This window comes from Ancylobacter vacuolatus (assembly GCF_030813595.1).
GTDB lineage: Bacteria > Pseudomonadota > Alphaproteobacteria > Rhizobiales > Xanthobacteraceae > Ancylobacter > Ancylobacter vacuolatus.
This window is the reverse complement of sequence record NZ_JAUSUH010000006.1, coordinates 1-21714: the sequence shown is the minus strand read 5'-3', so window position 1 is coordinate 21714 and position 21714 is coordinate 1. Positions and strand designations below refer to the sequence as shown.

Genomic DNA, 21714 nt, shown 5'->3' with positions numbered 1-21714 from the left:
CCGTTTCACATCACTGCGCGCGCGCCAGCGTGGTGTTGGCGAGCAGGCTTTCGGCCGGCGGCACCTCGGTGCGTGGCATGATGCCGAGCATCGGCCCGATGCGGGAGATGATCTTGCCCGTCGTCGGCGCCGCGTTCCAGCCCGCCGTGGCGTAGCCATAGGTGCCCTCGACCGCCTGCGGCTCGTCGAGCATCACCAGCACGAGGTATTGCGGATTGTCCATCGGGAATACGCCGGTGAAGGTCGTCAGCAGCTTGGTCTTCGAGTAGCGCCCATTGATCACCTTCTCCGCCGTTCCGGTCTTGCCACCGGCATAGAAGCCGGGAACGTTGACCTTCTTGGCCGAGCCCTTCTCGGCGTTGAGGCGCAACAGATAGCGCATCTGGGCGCTGGTCTTCGGGCTGATCACCGGCGTGCCGGCGGCAAGCGCTTCCTCGCGCGTGCGCTTGAGGAAGGTGGGCGGGATCAGGTAGCCGCCATTCACCAGCGCATTCACCGCCATCACCGCCTGCAACGGCGCGACCGCGAGGCCGTGGCCGAAGGCGATGGTGGCGGTGTTCACCTCGCCCCAGCGCTTGGGCACGATCGGCATGGCGCTCTCGGGCAGTTCGGTGCGCAGCCGGTCGAGTTGCCCGGTCTTGGCGAGGAACGCCTTGTGGGCGTCGACGCCTAGCGACAGCGCCATCTTGGCCGTGCCGATATTGGACGAGAACAGGAACACTTCGGGCAGCGTCAGCACGCGGTTCTCGGCGTGATAGTCGCTGATCCGGAACCGGCCGAAACTCAGCGCCCCGCGCGCGTCCAGAGTCGAGTTGATAGTGTAGCGGCCGCTGTCCAGTGCCATGGCGAAGGTCAGCGCCTTGAAGGTCGAGCCCATCTCGAACACGCCGGTGGTCAGGCGGTTCAGGTTCTTCGGGTCGAGCGAGCGGGCGGGGTCGTTGGCGTCGAAATCCGGCAGCGAGGCCATGGCCACGATCTCGCCGGTCCGCACATCGACCACCGTGCCGGCGGCAGCGATCGCCTTGAATTTCTCCTTGGCGGCAAAGAGTTCGTCGCGCAGCACGTGCTGGACGCGCAGATCGAGCGCCAGTTCCACCGGCTCCTGCTGCCGGTCCGAGGCGAAGCCGGCGAGGTGAAGGTCGGCAAGGCCGCGCGTGTCGACCCATTTCTCGATGCCGGCAATGCCCTGATTGTCGATATTGGTCGAGCCGAGCACATGCGCCCCCAGCGTGCCGCCGGGATAGATGCGCCGGTTCTCGGTCATGAAGCCGATGCCGGGAAGGCCGAGATTGTGGATCTCGCGCTGCTGCTGCGGGGTGATGTCGCGCCGCAGCCAGATGAAGCCGCGATCGGTGGAGAGCCGCTGGCGCAGTTCATTGGCGTCGAGGTCCGGCAGCACGGCGGTGAGTGCCTCCACCGCCTCGTCGACATCGATCAGCCGGCGCGGCTCGCCATAGAGCGAGGCGGACTTCACATCGGTGGCCAGCACAAGCCCGTTGCGATCCACGATGTCCGGCCGCGCCGAAGCCACCGCGTCGGTGGAAACGATCCGACGCGCCACCGCGCCTTCCGGCGCCGAGGCGAGGATGGCAAGGCGGCCGGCAATGGCGAGATAGGCCCCGGCAAATACCAGCATGCACAGCACGATGCGCGCCCGCGCCACCGCATGGGCTTCCGGCCGGCCGCGCCCGAAGGCCGCGCGCACGATGGCCAGCAGGCCGCGCAGCAGGGCGTGCGGCAGGCGCAGCAGACGACGCGGCAGGCGCAGCAGGCCACGGCCGATCGGCGAGGCGGAGATCTTGGGAACGTGGGTCATGGTGCCACCTCGGGGACTACTGGCCGACATCGCCGGGGGGAAGCAGCGGCGCAGCCGCTGCTGGATTGAGCGGCGCGCCGAGAACGCCCTGCGGCCCGGCCGGGCTGCGGCGCGGCGTGCCCATCGCGCCGGCCGACGGCATGGCCGAGAGCGGCAGCGGCTCGGCGGAGAAAGGCTGCTCGGGCAGCGGTGCATCGTCGGGAAGCCGGGCGACCGGAGTGCTGCGTGCCGGCTTGGCTGGCTTCGGCGCGGCGGTTTCCGGCGCCGGCGGGTTCAGCGAGGGGCCGTCCACCAGCGCCTCGATCATGCCGCTCAGCCCGTCGCCACCCGCACTCGGCTTGGCGGGAAGGCTGGCGAGACGGTCCATGTGGTCGACATCGAGCGGCTGCATGTCGAGGTGCTTTTCCGCCAGCGCCTGGACGCGGTCGGGCGCGGTGCGGCGGGCCCATTCGGCGTGCAGAATGGCGATACGGTCGCGCTCGGCCCGGATTTCCGTCCGCAGCTTGGCGATTTCCTGGGCCTCGAAAGCCGAGGAATATTTGACATGGTAGACCGTGCCGGCGGCGGCAAGCAGCGCGATGACCGAGACGGCATTGAAGATGCGGAACATGTCTCGACCTCAGCGGCGGCGGTGGGCGTCAAGGACGGGCAGAGGCGGCAGCAGCGATCCGAGATCGCCATAGGGGTGGGCCGGTGCCGTGGTGCGGGCGGCCGCGCGCAGCTTGGCCGAGCGCGCCCGGGGATTGCCGGCGCGCTCCTCCTCGCCGGGCTCGACCGCGCCGCGCGCCAGCAGCGTGAAGCTCGGCGCCGCGCCCGCAACCGCCGGCAGGTGGCGCGAGCCGGAGGCGACCTTGGAGCGGTTGGCGAGGAAGTTCTTGACGATGCGGTCTTCCAGCGAATGGAAGGTCACCACCACCAGGCGCCCACCGGGCTTGAGGATGCGCTCGGCGGCGGCAAGGGCACGGGCCAGTTCGCCCAGTTCGTCATTCACCGCGATGCGCAGCGCCTGGAAGGTGCGGGTGGCGGGATGCGGCTCATGCGGCTTGGCCCACACCACCTTGGAGACGATATCGGCCAGCTGCAGCGTCCGCTCGATCGGCGCCTCGGCCCGCGCCGCGAGGATGGCCTTGGCGACGGCGCGGGAATGGCGCTCCTCGCCGAAGCGATAGATGAGGTTTGCCAGCTCGGTGTCGGACAGCTTCGCCACCAGATCGGCGGCGGAGGGCCCGTCCTGCGACATCCGCATGTCGAGCGGCCCGTCGCGGCGGAAGGAGAAGCCGCGCTCGCCCTCGTCGATCTGCATGGAAGAGACGCCGATATCGAGCACGACGCCATCGACCAGCGCTTCGCCGGCCGCCTGCGCCACCGCGTCGAGCGCGCTGAAGCGCTCGGGCACCAGCGTCAGCCGACCTGCAAAGGTCGCCACCAATTCCTGCCCGTCGCGAATGGCGTTGGGATCGCGGTCAATGGCGATCACCCGGCAATCCGCCGCCTCGAGAATGGCGCGCGTGTAACCGCCGGCGCCGAAGGTGCCGTCGACATAGACGCCGCCCGGCTGCGGGGCGAGATGGTCGAGAACCTCGTTCAGAAGGACAGGCAGATGACGGGCCGGTCCGCCGGCAGCGTCCGTCTCCGAACCGCCGCGACCCGCCATCATACCCCATCGGCGCGGGAATCCCGCGTCGCCCCCTGGGAGCCGATCTCCTGCTTCAGCGCGCGCACTTTCGCGGTGGCCTCCGCCAGATGCGCCCGGAAGCGATCGGGCTCCCAGATTCGAAAATGATCCCCGAGGCCGACAAGCACGGCCTCGTCCTTGATATGCGCATGGGCTTTCAGCCCCTCGCTGAGCATCACGCGGCCCTCCGGATCGAGCTTCACCATCTCGATCGCCCCGTAGAGCGCGCCCGCCAGTTCCTCGCGCGCATCCGAATAGGGCGGATAGCGCGCGATCAGGGCGTCGATCCCCGCCATCAGCCGCGCGCCGCCCGCCTGCAGGGCGGGACGATCGAGCGCCGGATGGCAATACAGGTGTTCCAGGCCGTCCCGCGCCAGAAGTGCGCGGTACAGTGCCGGGATCGACATCCGGCCCTTGGAATCGAGCCGCATCGGATAGGTCGATACGAAACGTTCCATCGGCCCGGTACGCCCCTACGCAAACACGCCCCGCGGCAGGGTCTTCTCCGCACAGGAAATGCCGGACGACTGGCGCCGGAAAGGCGCCATCGGCATTGCTTACGCGGTACTGCAACGGGATGATTTGGGATACCATGGGACACGATGGGCGTCAATGGAATGACCGTTGCGAATCCACGTCCTGTGGAGGGTCCACAGGGGTGATTCCGCCGCGATCGGCATCTCGCGATTAACGCCCCATGAACCTTAAGAATCTGTTGAATCACCCGCCCGTCGGGATTAGCTGCTGCGCGATGAGCGACACCGACGCCCCCTTTCCGCCCGACTCGCCGCTGGTTGCGCAGGTGCTGCCCTCGCCGAACCATGGCCCGCGCCTGGGCGTCGCCCGGCCGGACATGCTGCTGCTGCACTACACCGGCATGGAATCAACGACCGAGGCGGTCGACTGGCTGCGATCGCCGGAGCGGCAGGTCTCGGCACACTATGTCGTGCTGGAAAATGGCCGCATCCTGCAGCTGGTGCCTGAAGCGCGCCGTGCCTGGCATGCCGGTGCCGGCTTCTGGGCGGGAGCCACCGACATCAATTCGCACTCGATCGGCATCGAGATCGCCAATCCGGGCCATGATTTCGGCTACCCGCCCTTCCCCGCCATCCAGGTCGAGGCCGTCACCGCACTGGCCAAGGACATTCTGTCGCGCCACCCCATCCCCCCCGACCGCGTACTCGCCCATTCCGACGTCGCCCCCCTGCGCAAGAACGATCCGGGTGAGAAATTTCCCTGGGAGATGCTGCACCGTTTCGGCGTCGGTCATCTGGTGCCGGAAGCCCCGCCGAGCGACGGGCGCTTCTTCATGCGCGGCGAGCATGGTCAGCCCATCGAGGCCTTGCAGGCCATGCTCGCCCTCTATGGCTATGGCGTGCCGGTGAATGGGACGTTCTGCGAGACGACGCAGGCCGTTGTGCGCGCCTTCCAGCGCCATTTCCGCCGCGCCCGGATCGACGGCATCGCCGATGTCTCGACGCTGGCGACGCTCTACGCGCTCTGCGCCGCCCGGCCGGGAGCCATCGATGACGCTCCACCCACGCCTCCCACCTCCGCCTGAAATAGCGGCACGCTCATAATCCAGGCGCACCGCGACAGGATGTTGCGCAACCTGCCCCGCCGAAGCAAGCATCGTTCAACATCGCTGCGATTGCACCACATTGCGCGGTATTTCCCCTCGCTTGCGACCGTCGCACGTCTGGATTGCGACCCTATTCGCGCTTTCAACGTCACATTCGCAACAGATTTTCTTGGCTTTTCCCGGCCGTCGCAACCGGACGAAAAGGCTTTCGCCGCGTAATGAACGTCTCCAATCTCCTAACTGCTTCCTTCATCGCCACCCTCTTCATTACTTCTTCCGCGAACATCGCCAGCGCTAAATCAATTTTCGAGCGCCCCGCCCCAGAATCTCCTGAAATTTCAGAGATAAACGTTTCCACCTCCGAGAATAAACTGGTCGGCATTGTCGATCGTGAGGCCCGCGCCAATGGCATCCCGGTCGCCCTCGCCCGCGCCGTGGTGCGTATCGAGAGCAACTGGAAGCCCCATGTGACCGGCCGGGCCGGCGAGGTCGGGCTTATGCAGATCAAGCACCAGACCGCGCGCGGCCTCGGCTATAAGGGCTCACGCGCCAAGCTCTATGAACCCGCGACCAATATCCGCTGGGGCATGCGCTACCTCGCCGGGGCCTATCGCCTGGCCGGCGGCGACACCTGTGGCACCGTGATGCGCTACCAGGGTGGGCATGGCGCCAAGCGCATGTCCTCGGCGGCGCGCAGCTATTGCAGCAAGGCCCGCACCATCATGGCCTCGAACTGACGCGACCTCTGGGCTTGCGCCTGTGGCAGAGGCAACGGACCGCGTCGTCCCCAGCCTTGGGCGTGCCCGGCGGCCCATCCCCCTCCCCGCACTTGACGCAGCCACGCGCCTCGCCCATTGCTGCGCCGCCAGCCGGCCGGACGGCCGCGTCATCGCAAGATGCCGAGGAAAGTCCGGGCTCCACGGAGACACGGTGCCGGATAACGTCCGGCGGGGGCGACCCTAGGGAAAGTGCCACAGAAATCAGACCGCCACGGGTTCGCCCGCGGTAAGGGTGAAACGGTGCGGTAAGAGCGCACCGCGCGTCCGGCAACGGAGGCGGCACGGCAAACCCCACCGGGAGCAAAGTCGTATAGGGGTGGCACGAAGCTTCGCTTCAGGTCCCGTCTTCGGACAGCCACCCGGGTTGACTGCTTGAGGCGCCAAGCAATTGGCGTCCCAGAGGAATGGCCGTCACGTGGGAGAAATCCCGCCATACAAAACCCGGCTTATAGGCCGGCTGGCACCCTCCTCCCCCGCGCGCCATTTGGCGCCGGGCGCCGGGCTTGCTACGACTGCGGTCCCCGCCCGCCGCCAAGGAGCCCGTCATGGCGATCCGCATCATTCTCGCCGGCGCCACCGGCTGGGTCGGCTGCGCCCTCGCGCCGGCCATCGCCGCCGCCCCGGACCTCGAACTGGTCGCCGCCATTGCCCGCTCGCAGGCCGGCAGTGACCTGGGCACCGCGCTCGGCGGCGCCGCGAGCGGGGTCCCGGTCTTCGCCAGCGTGGCCGAAGCTCTCGCCGTTCCCGCCGACGTGCTGATCGACTACACCAAGCCCGGCGTGGTGAAGGCCAATGCCCGCGCCGCGCTGGAATCAGGTCTCGCCGTGGTCATCGGCACATCGGGGCTAGGTGCCGCCGATTATGCCGAGCTCGATGAGGTGGCGCGGGCGCATCAGGCCGGCCTGCTGGCGGCCGGCAATTTCTCCATCACCGCCACCCTGCTCAAGCGCTTCACGCTGGAGGCGGCAAAGTATGTCGCCGATGTCGAACTCATCGACTACGCCTCAGCCGGCAAGCCGGACGCTCCTTCCGGTACCGGCCGCGAACTGGCAGAAGCGCTGACGGGGGTACGCCAGCCGGCCACATCGCGCCCGATTTCCGAAGTGGTCGGCGTGCCCGAGACCCGCGGCGGTGCCTTTGGCGAGGGCCCGCGCGAGGTGCGGGTGCACGCGCTGCGCCTGCCCTCCTTCGTGCTGGGGGTGGAGGCGATCTTCGGCGCCCCGGACGAACGTCTGACCATCCGCCACGACGCCGGCTCCTCGGCCGCGCCCTATGTCGCCGGCACGCTGCTCGCCGCCCGCAAGGTGCGGGGATGGGTCGGGGTGAAGCGCGGCCTCGACACGCTGCTCGACTGACGCCCGCGAAGGCTCAGTCGGCACCTTTTTCGACGTCCACGCCTGGTATCGGACTGGCGAATTCCCGCTCGGTGGTGAAGGAGCGCACATTGCCGGTCGACGCCGTCGGCGTCGTGTCGAGCCCCAGCCATTTCGCCAGCGGGATGCTGCCGGGCGGGAGAAGACCGGGCGGCCGCGTGCGGGCCGGCGCTGCGGGAGCCGCCGGCGCGGGAGTGGGATAAGTCTGGGCCGGGTAGGTCTGCGCCGGGCGGGCTTGGACCGGGCGGGCTTGGGCCGGGCGGGCTTGGGCCGGGTAGGTCTGGGCGGGATAGCCCTGCTGCGACGGCGCGCCGGGGAGAGGGTCCGGTGCGTAGCCGCCATTGGCATACGGATCGACCGCCGGCGGGGTCAGCACCATCGGCGCCCCCACGGGGCCGGCGGGAACGCGCCTTGCCGCCGGAGAGGTGGGAGCGTTGGAATAGGCGGGAGCCGGCGCCGCCGGATAGGTGGCAGCGGGCATTGTCCGCGCGGCCGCCGGGCGGGACGGCGCCAGAGGCGCGGGCGCGCTGGCCTCGCCATCATAACCCTCCTGCTCGGCGCCTTCCGGGCCGTAATTCTCCGCTGGCTCGGCGGCACCCGGCACCGACGACATCGGCCCGGCCTGCCACGAGGCGCCATAGGGCGGGGCCTTGTAGGCCGGCGCCTTGAACACCGGCAGGCGCGGCGGCTTCGGACGCTGCGCCAGAGGCTTGCAGGTCGAGCTTCCGGAGGCGCGGCGCATCAGGTCGATGTGGATATGATCGTAGTGGTAGATGTTCGAGCCGGGCGCCAGCACGACGGTGAAGCGCTCGCAGGCATCGGCCTGCACGGTCAACAGGAACCCGCGCGCATCGGGGCTGCCCTTCCAGTCCTTCTTGACCGAAATCTCGCGTCCGTCGGCGAGCACGAAGCCGGCAATGTCGAGGCCGTTGCCGAAGGCGTGTTCGGAAATCTTGCCCGTCTTCGCGCCGTTCATCCGCCGGCAGGAATAGGACGACATCTGCTTCACCTTCACCACCGGCTGGCCGAACCAGGCCATGGCGGCGGGCTGAACGTCCTGCGTCACCCATTGGTCGACGGCCGAGGTCATCGGACAGGCCAGCGTCGCACGCGGGCTAACCTCAACAGATCCCTCGGAAAAAGCTGTGATGCGGAAGGCATGGTCCATGCCGCATGTGCCGGCGCCATTGATCGCCCTGTCCGGGACGATGAAGGCGGAGGGCTTGACCCGGCCCTCCGCCAGACACCGTTCCTCGGCTTCCGTGCGCCAGGGTTCGCGCTGCTCGTACAGCCCGAACTTGCAACCGGAAAGCCCCAGAAGGACGAGCGGGGCTACGAAAAACCAGGATACGCCGCGCGTCATGGGCAGACGCTAGCCGCTCTTGGTTGACAGCCGGTTAAGCCCGCCCATGCCGGCGGTGGAAAACAGAAAAGCTGGGCTTTTGCCCGGCCTTTCTGCGCTGCCGCCTCACCGATGGGTGGTGTCGGGGTTCGGGATCCCCTCGATCGGGCATTCCTCGGTGCCGACTGTGGAGCGGGTGAAGGATTCCACCATTTCCCGCGTGCCCTCGGGGTCGGCGATCCATTTGGCGTAGAAATCATAGGGGCAGGCGGCCACGCCCTTGTCGCCGTCGCCGGAATTGATCAGGCCGGTATAGCCGCGATGCACCAGCTTGAAGAGGTGGTTCTGCGACTGCATGTTCTTGCGCGCGTCGCGGATCAGCGACACGGACAGCGCGGCGTACTGGATGCCATAGTCCTCCTCGCCGCATTCGCCGAGCGTGCGCCCGTCAAAGCCGACAATCGCCGAGTGGCCGAAATAGGAATAGACGCCATCAAAGCCGGAGGCATTGGCCACCGCGACATAGACATTATTGGCGAAGGCCATCGCCTTCGACATCAGCACCTGCTGCTCCTTGGCCGGGTACATGTAGCCCTGGCAGCGCACGATGAGTTCGGCGCCCTTCATCGCGCAGTCGCGCCAGATTTCCGGGTAATTGCCGTCGTCGCAAATGATGAGGGAGATTTTCATCCCCTTCGGTCCTTCCGAGACATAGGTGCAATTGCCGGGGTACCAGCCCTCGATCGGCACCCAGGGCATGATCTTGCGGTATTTCTGCACGATCTCACCCTTGTCGTTCATCAGGATGAGCGTGTTGTAGGGCGCCTTGTTGGGGTGCTCCTCATGGCGTTCGCCGGTGAGCGAGAACACGCCCCACACCTTGGCCTTGCGGCAGGCCTCGGCGAAAATCTCGGTCTCATCGCCGGGGATGGTCGAGGCGGTCTCGTACATCTCCTTGGAATCATACATGATTCCGTGGGTCGAATATTCGGGGAAGATCACAAGATCCATGCCCGGCAGGCCGATCTTCATGCCCACCACCATGTCGGCGATCTTGCGGGCGTTCTCCAGAACCTCGGCCTTGGTGTGCAGGCGCGGCATCTTGTAGTTCACCACCGCCACGCCGACGGTGTCTTTGCTGCTGGAAATGTCGCCGTGCAACATGGGAAGTCTCCTCGAAAAGGCGCGCGGGCGCGCCTCGCGGGCGGCCGGGGCCTTGCGGTGTCGGGAAGGGGGATGGGGGCGGAACCGCGTTGTTCCCAGGAGCGACCGTGGCCGGTCCACGCTAGATCAGGCACAAAAAAACCCGTCGGGCTCTCGCGAGCCTTTCGGGCGACAGTGCCAGGGCCGGCCAACAGCATTGGTGGCGGGCGGAAGAGCGATCCGCGGGCCCTCTGCCCGGAAATCGTCCATGAGCACTATCTAATCACCCTCGCCGCGCGACTTCAAGAGCCGGCCGGCGGCCCGGCCCGCGCGTCGCGGCTGCGGGGCGACATCTGCAACAGTTCGGAGGCGTGGATCAGCGAGGCCGCCATGTCCTCCAGCGGCATGCGCTTGGCCATCGCCTGCCGACGCAGGCTCTGATAGGCGTCCTCCTCGCTCAAGCCGAGATTTTCCATCAAGATCGACTTCGCCCGCTGCACCGTCTGCAGGCCGGCGAGCTTGTGCTCCAGCCGGGCGACCCGCTTCCTCGCCTCTTCGCGCTCCAGCCATAGCGTGCGGGCGATGGTGAGGTGGGTGAGCAGGCCGAAGGGGCGGATCGGCCGCTCCACCACCGCCACCGCGCCGGCTTCCAGCACGATTTGCAGCGTCGCCGGGTTCTCGTAGCCCACCACCGCGATCAGCGTCGGGCGCCGGGCGGGGTCGCCTTTCAGCAGGGCCTTGATGTCGGCGCGCGCGTCCGGCTCGATGGCGAGCAGGACGACATCGGCGCCCAAGGGCCATTCCGCCGGCACCGGCCAAACCGTTTCCACCGTGCAGCCGATGCGGCGCAGATGCTCGATGAGGCTCGGGCGCTCCTCGTCGGGCGGGTGGATCACCGACACCCGAAGGCCGCGCAAATCCTTGAGCACCTGCATCGCCATCTCGCCGCCTCCCGTCACGACAGCGCGAACCGGCGGCCATCGGCCGGCCAGTCGTCTAGGTTCTGAACCACGCAATAGGGGTCCGGCTTCACCGCCGCCCCGGCATCCCACACGATGTGAAAGCGCCCATCCGCGCCGATCTCGGCGATGCGCGGGCGCAGCCAGGCATGGTGATTGCTGGGCTCGATCCGCACCCGCCCCTGCGGCGCCTCGAAGCTGCCGGCGCCGAGTTCGGCCAGCAGCGCTTCGGGCGCATCGGTGCCGGCGCGCTCCAGCGCCTGCATGGCGATGTGCAGCTGGAAATAGGCCGCCTCCGCCGCCGCCGTCACCGGCCGGTGCACGCCGTTGCGCTTCTTGAAGGCGGCGACGAAGCGCCGCGCCGCCGGCGTGCCCAGCGTCTCGAAGAAAGGCGCGGCGGTGATGTGGCCGACCGCCACCTCGCGCGGCATCAGCGCCACCTCCGCCTCGCTAGTGGTGAGGCTGGCGATCGGCAGCCGGCGGGCCGAGAAGCCGGCGGCGTGGTGCGCCGCATAGAGGCGGGCGGTGTCCGTGCCGACCACGGTGGAGAAGATGACGTCCGGTTCGGCCTCGCGCACCTTCTCCATCACCTCGGCGAAGGCGGCCTCGGGCGCACTGAGCGGCACATAGACCTCGCCCAGCACCCGCCCGCGCGACTGCACCACGAAATCGCTCATGATGCGGTTGGATTCGTGGGGATAGACGTAGTCGGAGCCGATGAGAAAGAAGCGGTTGCCGTAATGGCGCAGCAGATAGGCGGCGAGCTGGATCGAATTCTGGTTCGGCGCCGCGCCGGTATAGACGCAGTGGCGCGAATACTCGAAGCCCTCGTAAAGCGTGGGGTAGAACAGCAGCCCGCCCTGCGCCTCGACAATGGGGAGCACCGCCTTGCGGGTGGAGGACATGTAGCAGCCGAAGAGGAGCCGCACGCCATCCTCGGTCAGCAGCTTTTCGGCGAGGCCACGAAAGGCGCGGGGGTCGCAGGCAGGGTCATAGGCCACCGCCTCGATGCGCCGCCCGCGCACGCCGCCGGCGGCGTTGATCTCGTCAATGGCAAGCAGCGTGCCGCCGAGCTGCGAGGTTTCCACATCCGCCGTCACCCCAGTGGCGGAGAACAGCAGTCCCACCCGCCAGGCCGCGTCTTTCGTCTCATGAGCCGGGGAAGCTCTCCGCATCGGCCGCCTGCACTCCGCACCGGAACCTCGTCCGGCCCATGCGACCAGCCGGGGGCGCGCGGCGCAATACGGCGTTTGCCCCCTTTACGCGCCGAAATGGCTGCGCAATTGCTCGCGCGCGGCGGCGAGGATGGCGTCGGAGAGCGCCGGGTCGCCGCTCGCCACGCCGCGCGCCAGGGTAAGGGCGCCGACCATGCAGGACAGCACCGCCATGGCCTGCTTGCGCCGAGCTTCCGGCGGGGCGTCGTCCATGTGGCGCTCAAGGGCGTCGACATAGTGGCCCGTGCCCTCGGCATAGCTTTTCTGCACCTCGCCCGACTGGCGCGCGACCTCTGCGCCCAGCGCTGCGAGGGCGCAGCCGGCGGCCGGGTTGTCACGATGGGCGGGGGTGAGGTAGCGGTCGAGAATCTCGGTGAGCGAGGCCGATTTCAGCCAGGCCAGCGCCCCGTTGGCGCAGGCCTCCTGGCAGACGTGATCGGCAAGCTCCGCCTTGGAGCGGAAATGGCCGTAGAAGGCGCCATGGGTCAGCCCGCTCGCCTGCATGATCTCGGCGACGCCGACCTCCCGGAAGCCGCGCTCGCGAAACAGGCGGGAGGCGGAATCGAGGATCGCCCGGCGATGCTCGGCGACCTTGGCTTTCGTGACCCGCAACGCGGCTCTCCTGGAGGGGCGCCCCACGCGGGCGCCTGAAGCGAAAGCCCTAAAAGCACAAAATCGCCGGCGGTGGGAATAGGAATAAGTCCCGACCACCGGCCCGTGCCGGATTGTCGCGTGTGAGGAGGCGGGCGGGGTGCGTGCGGTAGGCGTGCGCCGTTGCGCGCGGGCCAGACGCGCAGCCCTGCTGTCAGCGGCCGGGCGCGAGGCTCGCCATGTTGCGGCTGTCGTTCATCTTCTTGAGCTCGTTCACATAATCCTCCGGAAGAAGAAGATGCGAGGGGGTATCGAGACCCATGAAGGAAGCGACCTGGCCGATGAACCAGGTGCAGTTGGTGGTGGTGGCATTCCAGAACGGCGTCGTCTTCTGCAGCTTCTGGATATAGGCGAACACCTTGGGCGCGTCTTCCTCGGACAGGTAGACCCGGTAATTGGCGGTCAGATACTGCTCGTCGAGATCGCCATAGCTGGCGCCGGTTTCCGACTGCACGAACATGAAGTGCCCGAGCACATAGGGCACCGGGCTGTCGGTCGCCGGGTGGAGGCCGGCCACCTCAACGGCGCGCTCGCTCGACTTGCCGTACCACAGGAAGGCATGGCCATAGGTGGCGGCGGTGCGGGCGCGGAAATCGACATAATAGGGCGCCGGCGCCGGCACGGCGGCGGCTTCCGAGGCGCCGGGGGCGCTGGCGGCAGAGGTGGCGGCGGCGGGGGTGGTGGCGGCAGAGGCGCCGGCATTGATGCTGGCGACCTTTGTGCCGGAAGGTGACGTCGCAGCCGTCTGCGTCGCAACGGCCTGCGTGGCGAAGGCCGGCGCGGCCAGCAGGCCGGACGCCGTGAGGGCGCACAGCGCGAGGGCGAGGCGGCGGCAACGTGTCATCGCGAAGATCATCGTCATAACGGCACTCCGTCTTTCTCTCGAACACATCGCGCGGCCGGACGGGCCGGCCGCGCTTATGTCAAGCACGCCTCAAACGGGGTGCGCTGGCGAAGAGGCTCAGCCCTTGGTGGCGATCGGCTCGGGAGCCTTGCCGACCGGGGCCTTGCCGACGGGCGCGGCCTGGGCCTTGACCGGCTGGGGCTGGGGCATGTCGGCGGCGACGGCGGCGCCGAGCATGAAGATGGAGGCGGAGACGACGAGGAGCGACTTGATCATGGTGGATTACCTTAGGTTAGAAATAATTCGGAGTAATGAGACGGGCGGAGCCAGGGTCTTAACTAGATGTTGAGTAGCGCTTCCTTTGTGGCGGTCAATTGACAGCAGGGGGGCACCGCGCTGCCATGTCTAGGATTTTGCCGACTGTTGCATAAAGGGCACGAAGATTCCCGGGAATCGCCTCTCGGCAGGGGGCCGGGCCCCCGGGCGGGCGGGTTGCTGCTATCAGGAAGGCCAATGCGGCACGGGCCGGCGGGCGGGGAGTGAATGATGCGGCGTGGAATCCTCCTGGCCCTGGTCGCGGCGGCGGCGCTGCTGATTCCCGCCTCCATGAGCCTGGCGCGCGAGACGGTGACGTTCGCCAATCCGGCCTACCGCCCCGGCACCATCGTGGTCAGCACCAAGGAGCGCACCCTCTATCTCGTGGTCGGCGAGGGGCAGGCGATCCGCTACCCCGTGGCGGTCGGGCGCAAGGGCAAGCAGTGGCAGGGCGAGACCCGGATCGAGCGCAAATATGTCGAGCCGGCCTGGTCGCCGCCCGAGGAGATCAAGCGCGACAACCCGAAGCTGCCGGATGTCATCGCCGGCGGCACGCCTGAAAACCCGATGGGCGCCCGCGCCATGACGCTGACGGGCGGCGGGCAATACGCCATTCACGGCACCAACAAGCCGAAATCCATCGGCACCTTCGCCTCCTATGGCTGCGTGCGGATGCTGAACGAGGACATTATCGACCTGTATGAGCGCGTGCGCGTCGGCACCACGGTGGTGATGCTGCCCTGAGGGCGTCCCGAAGCATTTTCAAGCGAAGTGGAGCCCGGTTCGCGTGAAGAAAATGCGTCAAAACAATAAGTAGAGCCATGCGCTGATCCTTGGTCAGCGCATGGCTCTATCCGCCTTTCTCCTCCCGGTCGCGCGCGTGCTGGGCGCAGCCTTCCTGCGGCGCCAGCCAGTTCTCGCGGCGGATCGTCCACAGTTCGTAGGACGGCACCAGCGCGCTGGGCGGCGCGTCCAGCGTGCCGAGCTTGACCTCGATCTCGTCGGAGCCCTCCTCCCAGCAGAACAGCTGCGAACCGCAGGTGGGGCAGAAGCGCTCTCCCCCCGCCCGGACCTGCCAGCAGGCCAGCTCGCCCGAAAGGCTGACGCGTGCGCGCGGCCAGATGGCGAAGAAGGAGAAGGCCGAGCCGGACTGCTTGCGGCAAGTGGCGCAATGGCACAGCCCGACGCGCAGCGGCGCCCCCTCGATCTGGTAACGGACCTGCCCGCAATTGCAGCCACCGGTAAGGGTCATGGGGATCTCCTGGGTTGGCCGAGTGCCACCCCAGTCCGCCAGATCCCCGCCCCGCCTGCAACGAAAAAGGCCCGGCGCAAGCCGGGCCTTTCGTGTGTCGGTGCGGGTGAGCCGCGGCGCGTCACTCCGCTGCCGGTTCCACCGGGGCGGAGCGCAGCACGGCGTCGTCCGCCTTCATCGCCGCGGCGCGCGGGCGCATGGAATCGCCGGCCTCTTCCGGGCGCGGGGTGCGGTGGGCCATCGCCTTGTCGATGGTGACGAGGCGCAGCACATTGGTGGTGCCGGGGGTGGCGAAGGGCACGCCGGCGGTGATGGCGATCAGGTCGCCCTCGGTGGCGAAGCCATGCTCCACCGTCACCTGCGTCGCCTTGGCCGCCATCTCGCCGAAGGTGTGGATTTCCTCCGGCGCGTGCACGACATGCACGCCATAGGACATGACGAGCCGGCGGGCGGTCGACAGCTGGCTGGCGATGCCGATGATCGGGATGCGCGGGCGCTCGCGCGCCGCGTGCAGCGTGGTGGTGCCGGACAGGGTGTAGGTGACGATCGCCGCCGCATTGGTCGACAGCGCCGCGTGATAGGCGGCCTGCGTCACCGCATCGGCCACCGAATGGCCCTGCTCGGGACGCTGCGATTCGATGATCGCGCGGTAGCCGGGATCGCGCTCCACCTGCTTGATGATCTGGTCCATCATCGCCACGGCTTCCACCGGGTACTGGCCGGCGGCGCTTTCGGCCGAGAGCATCACCGCGTCGGCGCCGTCATAGACGGCGGTGGCGACGTCGGAGACTTCGGCGCGGGTCGGCACCGGGGCGCTGATCATCGATTCCAGCATCTGCGTCGCCACGATCACCGGCTTGCCGAGGCGGCGGGATTCGCGGATGACGCGCTTCTGCAGCGCCGGGATTTCCGGCAGCGACAGCTCGACGCCGAGATCACCGCGCGCCACCATGATGCTGTCCGACAGCTCGGTGAGGCGGGTGAGGTGCTCGACCGCGAGCGGCTTTTCCAGCTTCAGGTTGATCTGGGCGCGGCCCTGGATCAGCTCCTTGGCCTCAATCACGTCCTCGGGGCGCTGCACGAAGGAGAGCGCGATCCACTCGACGCCAAGGTCGAGGGCGAAGAACAGGTCGGAGCGGTCCTTGTCGGTGAGCGCCGAGACCGGCAGCAGCACGTCGGGGACGTTGAAGCCCTTGTTGTTCGACAGCTTGTTGCCGGCGACCACTTCGGCGTCGATATAGCCGGCGCCCTTCTTCACCACCCGTACCCGCACCTTGCCGTCGTCGAGCAGCACGGTGGAGCCCTCATTGAGGGCTTCGAGAATTTCCGGGTGGGGAATCGAGACGCGGGTCTCGTTGCCGGGCGTCGGGTCGGTGTCGAAGCGGATGGTCGAGCCGGCGGTCAGGTTGATGAAGCCGTTCTCGAAGCGGCCGAGGCGCAGCTTGGGGCCCTGCAGGTCGGCGAGCACGCCGATCGGCCGGCGGACTTCCTTTTCGAGCGCCCGCACAGAGGCCAGAACGCGGCCATGGTTTTCCTGGGTGCCGTGGCTGAAATTCAGCCGGAACACATCGACCCCGGCCTCATAAAGCGCCTTGATCATTTCCGGGCTCGAAGAAGCCGGACCCAGCGTCGCCACGATCTTGGTCGCGCGTCCACGCCTGCTAACCATAATATCCTCCGTCGGTGGGCTCGCCGATGCGCGGCACCGGCGCGTCTCATATGGACCAAAAGTCTACGTCTGTCTCTCGGATGTTATCTTGCACCGCAGCGTGTCCCTTTCGCGACGCGCAGGGCCGCGCGGCGCATAAAAGCGTGACGCTGGGTCAGCATTGGCAACCGTCCAGGCCGGGGACAGGACGCCGCCCGCGACGCCGGTCCGGCTGAAAAATCTTGCTGGCATGCGTAATTCTGTATACCACTATGCGTGTCACGCATGCGGCATCTGCCTGAGCGCCGGTATCCCGTCACGGAATACGGCATGGCTGATGCATCGCCCTTCTGCCGGTTCCGGCAGCGGCAGGCAGGCGGGGCGCCCGTTTGGTCCGCAGCAGGATGCAGGTTTCGAGTTTTCAACATTCGCTGACCGCAACCACGGGTGACGCCACGCCATGACGCGAACGATCAAGAAGCTCCTCGTCGCAAATCGGTCCGAGATCGCGATCCGCGTCTTCCGCGCCGCGACCGAACTCGGCATCACCACGGTCGCGCTCTATGCGGAGGAGGACAAGCTCTCCCTGCACCGCTTCAAGGCGGACGAGGCCTATCTGGTCGGGCGCGGCCCGTTTCTGGCCAAGCCGCTGGGCCCGATCGACGCCTATCTCTCCATCGACGAGGTGATCCGCGTCGCCAAGGAGGCGAAGGTCGACGCCATCCATCCCGGCTATGGCTTCCTCTCCGAGAGTCCCGAATTCGCCGAGGCGTGTGCGGAAGCGGGAATCATCTTCATCGGCCCGACGCCGCAGACCATGCGCGACCTCGGCAACAAGGTGGCGGCGCGCAACCTCGCCATCTCGGTCGGCGTGCCTGTGATGCCGGCGACCGAACCGCTGCCGGACGATCCGCAGGCGGTGCTGGCGGCGGCCCGCGCGGTCGGCTACCCCGTCATGCTCAAGGCGAGCTGGGGCGGCGGCGGGCGCGGCATGCGCCCGATCGACAGCGAGGACAAGCTGCTCGACGCCGTGATGACCGCCAAGCGCGAGGCCAAGGCGGCCTTCGGCAAGGATGAGGTCTATCTCGAAAAGCTGGTGCGCCGCGCCCGGCATGTCGAGGTGCAGATCCTCGGCGACACCCATGGCAACCTCGTCCATCTGTTCGAGCGCGACTGCTCGATCCAGCGCCGCAACCAGAAGGTGATCGAGCGCGCCCCCGCGCCTTATGTCGATGAGGCGACCCGCAAGGCCCTCACCGACGCCGCGCTCGCCATCGGCCGGGCCACCGACTATGTCGGCGCCGGCACGGTCGAGTTCCTGATGGATGCCGACACCGGCGCCTTCTATTTCATCGAGGTCAATCCGCGCATCCAGGTCGAGCACACGGTGACGGAGGTCGTCACCGGCCTCGACCTGATCAAGGCGCAGATCCGCATTCTCGAAGGCGGGCATATCGGCGATCTCAGTGAGACCGGCATTCCCGCGCAGGCGGAGATCGGCCTCAACGGCCACGCCCTGCAGTGCCGCATCACCACCGAGGACCCCGAGAACAATTTCATCCCGGACTATGGCCGCATCACCGCCTATCGCGGCGCCATGGGCTTTGGCATCCGCGTCGATGGCGGCACCGCCTATTCCGGCGCCGTGGTCACGCGCTTCTACGACCCGATGCTGGAGAAGGTGACGGCCTGGGCGCCGACCTCGGACGAGGTCATCGCCCGCATGCACCGGGCGCTGCGCGAATACCGCATTCGTGGCGTGGCGACCAATCTGCCGTTTCTCGAAAACGTGCTGACGCACGACGATTTCACCTCCTGCCGCTACACCACGCGCTTCATCGACACCACGCCGGAACTGTTCGACTTCGGCGGAAGGCGCGACCGCGCCACCAAGCTGCTGGCCTGGATCGCCGATGTCACGGTGAACGGCCATCCGGAAGTGAAGGGCCGCGCCCGGCCGTCCGCCACCGCCCGCATTCCCGAGCCGCCCGCCTTCCGCGCCGCGCCGGCCCCCGGCACGCGGCAATTGCTCGATCAGTTCGGCCCCAAGGGCTTCGCTGACTGGATGCTGGCGCAGAAGCGGGTGCTCGTTACCGACACCACGATGCGCGACGCCCACCAGTCGCTGCTCGCCACCCGCATGCGCAGCCATGACATCGCCCGCGTCGCCGAGTCCTATGCGCGCGGCCTGCCGGGCCTGCTGTCGCTGGAATGCTGGGGCGGGGCGGCCTTCGACGTCTCCATGCGCTTCCTCTCGGAAGACCCGTGGGAAGGCCTGGCGAAGATCCGCGAGGCGGTGCCGAACATACTGACGCAAACCCTGGTGCGCGGCGCCAACGGGGTGGGCTACGCCAATTACCCCGACAATGTCGTCCGCTTCTTCATCCGCCAGGCGGCGGATGCCGGCATGGACATTTTCCGCGTCTTCGACTGCCTCAACTGGATCGAGAACATGCGCGTCTCGATCGACGAGGCGCTGAAGACGGGCAAGCTGGTCGAGGGCGCCATCTGTTATGCCGGCGACCTGCTCGACCCGGCACGGTCGAAATACGACCTGAAATACTACATCTCCATGGCCAAGGAGCTGGAGAAGACGGGCATCCATGTGCTGGGCCTCAAGGATATGGGCGGCCTGGTCAAGCCCGCCGCCGCCAAGGTGCTGTTCAAGGCGCTGAAGGAAGAGATCGGCCTGCCGATCCACTTCCACACCCATGACACCTCGGGCGTCGCGGCCGCCTCGGTGCTGGCGGCGGTGGAGGCGGGGGTCGACGCGGTCGACCTCGCCATGGACGCGATGAGCGGCATGACCTCGCAGCCGTGCCTGGGCTCCATCGTCGAGGCGCTGCGCGGCTCCGAGCGCGACACCGGGCTCGACCCGGAAGCCATCCGCCGCATCTCCTTCTATTGGGAGGGCGTGCGCGCCCAGTACGCCGCCTTCGAGAGCGACCTCAAGGGCCCGGCCTCGGAGGTCTATCTGCACGAAATGCCCGGCGGGCAGTTCACCAATCTGAAGGAGCAGGCCCGCTCCATGGGGCTGGAGAGCCGCTGGCACGAGGTGGCGCGCGCCTATCGCGACGCCAACGACCTGTTCGGCGACATCATCAAGGTCACGCCCTCCTCCAAGGTGGTGGGCGACCTCGCTTTGATGATGGTGAGCCAGGGCCTTTCCGCCGCCGACGTGCTGGATCCCGCCCGCGACGTCGCCTTCCCGGCCTCGGCGGTGGCGATGCTGCATGGCGAATATGGCCAGCCCCTCGGCGGCTGGCCGGAAGCGCTGCAGACGAAGGCGCTGAAGGGCGAGGCGCCGATCACCGTGCGCTATGGCTCGCTGCTGGAAGATGCCGATCTTGAGGCGGAACGCGCCGATGTGTCGGCCCTGCTCGGCCGCACCGCCAGCGACCGCGAGCTCGCCTCCTACCTGATGTACCCGAAGGTTTTTTCCGACTTCGCCCCGGTGCTGGCCCAGTTCGGCCCGGTCTCGGCGCTGCCGACCCCGGTGTTCTTCTACGGCATGAAGCCTGGGGACGAGACCACGATCGAGATCGAGCGCGGCAAGACGCTGATGGTGCGCCTCACCGCGCTTGGCGACACCCGCGACGATGGCCAGGTCGAGGTGTTCTTCGAGCTGAACGGCCAGCCGCGCATGATCCTGGCGGTCGACCGCGACGCGGTGCCGAAAATCGCCGGCCGGCGCAAGGCCGAGGAGGGCAACCCCGCCCATGTCGCCGCGCCGATGCCGGGCACCATCTCCTCGCTCGCCGTGCAGGGCGGGCAGGCGGTGCAGGCCGGCGACGTGCTGCTCACCATCGAGGCGATGAAGATGGAAACGGCGATCCATGCCCCGCGCGCGGGCACGGTGGCGGAGATTCTGGTGGCGCCCGGCAACGCGATCGACGCCAAGGATTTGCTGGTCGTTCTCGACGACCAGACGTGAAACGAAACGGTTAACGACCTTCTCGGGAGGAAGGCGATCTTGGGAGGCAGGCAAAAATGCGATTGGCAATACTGAAGGAAGAGGCGGGCCTTGAGCCGCGCGTGGCGGGAAGTCCCGACACGGTAAAGCGCTATATCGGTATTGGTGCGACTGTTGTTGTCGCCTCTGGGGCGGGGGTGGCGTCGGGGATTGGCGATGCTGAGTATGAGGGCGCGGGCGCCACGGTCGTCGCGGATAATGCGGCGGCGGTTTCGGGGGCGGATCTGGTGCTCGCCGTGCGGCGGCCGGAGGCGTCGGCGCTCAAGGGGATCAACCCCGGCGCGCTCGTCATCGCCATCGCCGACCCGCATGGCCATGAGGCCGCGCTCACCGAGATCGCCGGCACCGGCGCCTCGCTTTTCGCGATGGAGCTGATGCCGCGCATCACAAGGGCGCAGGTGATGGACGTGCTGTCCTCTCAGGCGAACCTTGCCGGCTACCGCGCGGTGATCGACGCGTCGTCCGAGTTCGGCCGGGCCTTCCCGATGATGATGACGGCGGCCGGCACCGTGCCGGCGGCGCGCGTCTTCATCATGGGCGCGGGCGTTGCCGGGCTGCAGGCGATCGCCACGGCGCGGCGCCTCGGCGCGGTGGTCTCGGCCACCGATGTGCGCCCGGCGGCGAAGGAACAGGTCGAATCCCTCGGCGCCAAGTTCATCGCGGTGGAGGACGAGGAGTTCAAGCAGGCGGAGACCGCGGGCGGCTACGCCAAGGCGATGTCGGCGGAATACCAGGCCAAGCAGGCGGCGCTCACCGCCGCCCACATCGCCAAGCAGGACATCGTCATCACCACGGCGCTGATCCCCGGCCGGCCGGCGCCCAAGCTCGTTTCCGCCGACACGGTGGCGGCGATGAAGCCGGGCTCGATCCTGATCGACCTCGCGGTGGAGCGCGGCGGCAATGTCGAGGGCGCGGTCGCCGGCGAGGTGGTGACCACGGCCAACGGGGTCAAAATCGTCGGCCATCTCAACGTGCCGGGACGCCTCGCGGCCACCGCCTCGCAGCTCTACGCCAAGAACCTCTACGCCTTTGTCGAGACGCTGGTGGACAAGAGCACCAAGGCGCTCGCGGTGAAGTGGGACGACGAGCTGGTGAAGGCGACGCTGCTGACCAAGGACGGGGCGGTGGTGCATCCGGGCTTCAAGCCG

Annotated in this window: 19 protein-coding genes and 1 other RNA gene; 7 read left to right on the top strand and 13 right to left on the bottom strand. The window is 67.8% G+C overall.

All coding sequences use genetic code 11. The features are described from left to right. Positions 1-10: 10 nt before the first annotated feature. From J2S76_RS14140 to J2S76_RS14125, 4 genes are read right to left on the bottom strand one after another with little or no spacing between them, the layout of a single operon-like run. Positions 11-1816 carry a peptidoglycan D,D-transpeptidase FtsI family protein gene (locus J2S76_RS14140; RefSeq protein WP_307061207.1) on the bottom strand — a complete coding sequence of 602 codons (1806 nt, stop codon included), beginning with the start codon at positions 1814-1816 and terminating at the stop codon, positions 11-13. Positions 1817-1832: 16 nt separating this feature from the next. After that, positions 1833-2426: a cell division protein FtsL gene (ftsL, locus tag J2S76_RS14135; protein ID WP_307061205.1), complete on the bottom strand. Its 594-nt coding sequence runs from the start codon at positions 2424-2426 to the stop codon at positions 1833-1835. A 9-nt stretch (positions 2427-2435) separates the two neighbouring features. Continuing rightward, positions 2436-3473, bottom strand: coding sequence for a 16S rRNA (cytosine(1402)-N(4))-methyltransferase RsmH (gene rsmH, locus J2S76_RS14130; protein ID WP_370874750.1), 1038 nt, complete (start codon positions 3471-3473; stop codon positions 2436-2438). After that, entirely contained in the window at positions 3470-3949 is a 480-nt protein-coding gene (locus J2S76_RS14125; protein WP_307061201.1) for a division/cell wall cluster transcriptional repressor MraZ, read from the bottom strand. Before J2S76_RS14125 ends, rsmH begins: the two co-directional genes overlap by 4 nt. 293 nt (positions 3950-4242) lie before the next feature. Between J2S76_RS14125 and J2S76_RS14120 the strand changes: the two genes are divergently transcribed. The 4 genes from J2S76_RS14120 (at position 4243) to dapB (ending at position 7207) form a co-directional block, all read left to right on the top strand. Continuing rightward, the gene (locus J2S76_RS14120) at positions 4243-5052 is read left to right on the top strand and encodes an N-acetylmuramoyl-L-alanine amidase (RefSeq protein WP_307061199.1); all 810 of its coding nucleotides are present in this window, start codon (positions 4243-4245) and stop codon (positions 5050-5052) included. A gap of 143 nt (positions 5053-5195) precedes the next feature. Continuing rightward, on the top strand, positions 5196-5810 hold the full coding sequence (locus J2S76_RS14115) for a lytic transglycosylase domain-containing protein (RefSeq protein ID WP_370874749.1): 615 nt from the start codon (positions 5196-5198) through the stop codon (positions 5808-5810). 128 nt (positions 5811-5938) lie between these two features. Then, positions 5939-6317, top strand: an RNA gene (gene rnpB, locus J2S76_RS14110) — RNase P RNA component class A. A gap of 80 nt (positions 6318-6397) precedes the next feature. Then, the gene (dapB, locus tag J2S76_RS14105; RefSeq protein ID WP_307061197.1) at positions 6398-7207 is read left to right on the top strand and encodes a 4-hydroxy-tetrahydrodipicolinate reductase; all 810 of its coding nucleotides are present in this window, start codon (positions 6398-6400) and stop codon (positions 7205-7207) included. Between the two features lie 13 nt (positions 7208-7220). On the opposite strand, the gene J2S76_RS14100 is transcribed toward dapB, so the two are convergent. From J2S76_RS14100 to J2S76_RS14070, 7 genes are all read right to left on the bottom strand, one after another. After that, positions 7221-8588, bottom strand: a complete 1368-nt coding sequence (locus J2S76_RS14100) for an extensin-like domain-containing protein (RefSeq protein ID WP_307061195.1) — start codon at positions 8586-8588, stop codon at positions 7221-7223. A gap of 105 nt (positions 8589-8693) precedes the next feature. Next, positions 8694-9731 carry an aliphatic amidase gene (locus J2S76_RS14095; RefSeq protein ID WP_018387813.1) on the bottom strand — a complete coding sequence of 346 codons (1038 nt, stop codon included), beginning with the start codon at positions 9729-9731 and terminating at the stop codon, positions 8694-8696. 281 nt (positions 9732-10012) lie between these two features. Then, positions 10013-10651 (bottom strand): ANTAR domain-containing response regulator, encoded by a 639-nt coding sequence (locus J2S76_RS14090; RefSeq protein ID WP_307061192.1) that lies wholly within the window; start codon positions 10649-10651, stop codon positions 10013-10015. A gap of 14 nt (positions 10652-10665) precedes the next feature. Continuing rightward, a complete protein-coding gene (locus J2S76_RS14085) occupies positions 10666-11844 on the bottom strand; it encodes a transporter substrate-binding domain-containing protein (protein WP_307061190.1) in 1179 nt (392 codons plus the stop codon). 84 nt (positions 11845-11928) lie between these two features. Then, positions 11929-12495, bottom strand: coding sequence for a TetR/AcrR family transcriptional regulator (locus tag J2S76_RS14080; protein ID WP_307061188.1), 567 nt, complete (start codon positions 12493-12495; stop codon positions 11929-11931). A gap of 193 nt (positions 12496-12688) precedes the next feature. Continuing rightward, on the bottom strand, positions 12689-13396 hold the full coding sequence (locus tag J2S76_RS14075) for a hypothetical protein (protein WP_307061187.1): 708 nt from the start codon (positions 13394-13396) through the stop codon (positions 12689-12691). Between the two features lie 99 nt (positions 13397-13495). Continuing rightward, positions 13496-13654, bottom strand: a complete 159-nt coding sequence (locus J2S76_RS14070; RefSeq protein WP_307061185.1) for a hypothetical protein — start codon at positions 13652-13654, stop codon at positions 13496-13498. A gap of 270 nt (positions 13655-13924) precedes the next feature. Between J2S76_RS14070 and J2S76_RS14065 the strand changes: the two genes are divergently transcribed. Continuing rightward, entirely contained in the window at positions 13925-14437 is a 513-nt protein-coding gene (locus J2S76_RS14065) for a L,D-transpeptidase (RefSeq protein WP_307061183.1), read from the top strand. Between the two features lie 106 nt (positions 14438-14543). Here the strand turns inward: J2S76_RS14065 and J2S76_RS14060 are convergent, their stop codons facing one another. Together J2S76_RS14060 and pyk are read right to left on the bottom strand one after the other, a co-directional pair. Further along, positions 14544-14945, bottom strand: a complete 402-nt coding sequence (locus J2S76_RS14060) for a GFA family protein (RefSeq protein ID WP_307061180.1) — start codon at positions 14943-14945, stop codon at positions 14544-14546. Between the two features lie 121 nt (positions 14946-15066). Then, positions 15067-16614, bottom strand: a complete 1548-nt coding sequence (gene pyk / locus J2S76_RS14055) for a pyruvate kinase (RefSeq protein WP_307061178.1) — start codon at positions 16612-16614, stop codon at positions 15067-15069. Between the two features lie 439 nt (positions 16615-17053). Between pyk and pyc the strand changes: the two genes are divergently transcribed. Continuing rightward, a complete protein-coding gene (gene pyc, locus J2S76_RS14050; RefSeq protein ID WP_307061176.1) occupies positions 17054-20527 on the top strand; it encodes a pyruvate carboxylase in 3474 nt (1157 codons plus the stop codon). Positions 20528-20583: 56 nt separating this feature from the next. Then, positions 20584-21714, top strand: a 1131-nt coding sequence (locus tag J2S76_RS14045) for a Re/Si-specific NAD(P)(+) transhydrogenase subunit alpha (protein WP_307061174.1), incomplete at its 3' end; no start/stop codon positions are given.

Bases quoted from the DNA above. Each gene is read 5' to 3' on its own strand.
- J2S76_RS14140 (WP_307061207.1), bottom strand. From the start codon at position 1,816: ATGACCCACGTTCCCAAGATCTCCGCCTCGCCGATCGGCCGTGGCCTG.
- ftsL (WP_307061205.1), bottom strand. From the start codon at position 2,426: ATGTTCCGCATCTTCAATGCCGTCTCGGTCATCGCGCTGCTTGCCGCC.
- rsmH (WP_370874750.1), bottom strand. From the start codon at position 3,473: ATGATGGCGGGTCGCGGCGGTTCGGAGACGGACGCTGCCGGCGGACCG.
- J2S76_RS14125 (WP_307061201.1), bottom strand. From the start codon at position 3,949: ATGGAACGTTTCGTATCGACCTATCCGATGCGGCTCGATTCCAAGGGC.
- J2S76_RS14120 (WP_307061199.1), top strand. From the start codon at position 4,243: ATGAGCGACACCGACGCCCCCTTTCCGCCCGACTCGCCGCTGGTTGCG.
- dapB (WP_307061197.1), top strand. From the start codon at position 6,398: ATGGCGATCCGCATCATTCTCGCCGGCGCCACCGGCTGGGTCGGCTGC.
- J2S76_RS14100 (WP_307061195.1), bottom strand. From the start codon at position 8,588: ATGACGCGCGGCGTATCCTGGTTTTTCGTAGCCCCGCTCGTCCTTCTG.
- J2S76_RS14095 (WP_018387813.1), bottom strand. From the start codon at position 9,731: ATGTTGCACGGCGACATTTCCAGCAGCAAAGACACCGTCGGCGTGGCG.
- J2S76_RS14090 (WP_307061192.1), bottom strand. From the start codon at position 10,651: ATGGCGATGCAGGTGCTCAAGGATTTGCGCGGCCTTCGGGTGTCGGTG.
- J2S76_RS14085 (WP_307061190.1), bottom strand. From the start codon at position 11,844: ATGCGGAGAGCTTCCCCGGCTCATGAGACGAAAGACGCGGCCTGGCGG.
- J2S76_RS14075 (WP_307061187.1), bottom strand. From the start codon at position 13,396: ATGACGATGATCTTCGCGATGACACGTTGCCGCCGCCTCGCCCTCGCG.
- J2S76_RS14070 (WP_307061185.1), bottom strand. From the start codon at position 13,654: ATGATCAAGTCGCTCCTCGTCGTCTCCGCCTCCATCTTCATGCTCGGC.
- J2S76_RS14065 (WP_307061183.1), top strand. From the start codon at position 13,925: ATGCGGCGTGGAATCCTCCTGGCCCTGGTCGCGGCGGCGGCGCTGCTG.
- J2S76_RS14060 (WP_307061180.1), bottom strand. From the start codon at position 14,945: ATGACCCTTACCGGTGGCTGCAATTGCGGGCAGGTCCGTTACCAGATC.
- pyk (WP_307061178.1), bottom strand. From the start codon at position 16,614: ATGGTTAGCAGGCGTGGACGCGCGACCAAGATCGTGGCGACGCTGGGT.
- pyc (WP_307061176.1), top strand. From the start codon at position 17,054: ATGACGCGAACGATCAAGAAGCTCCTCGTCGCAAATCGGTCCGAGATC.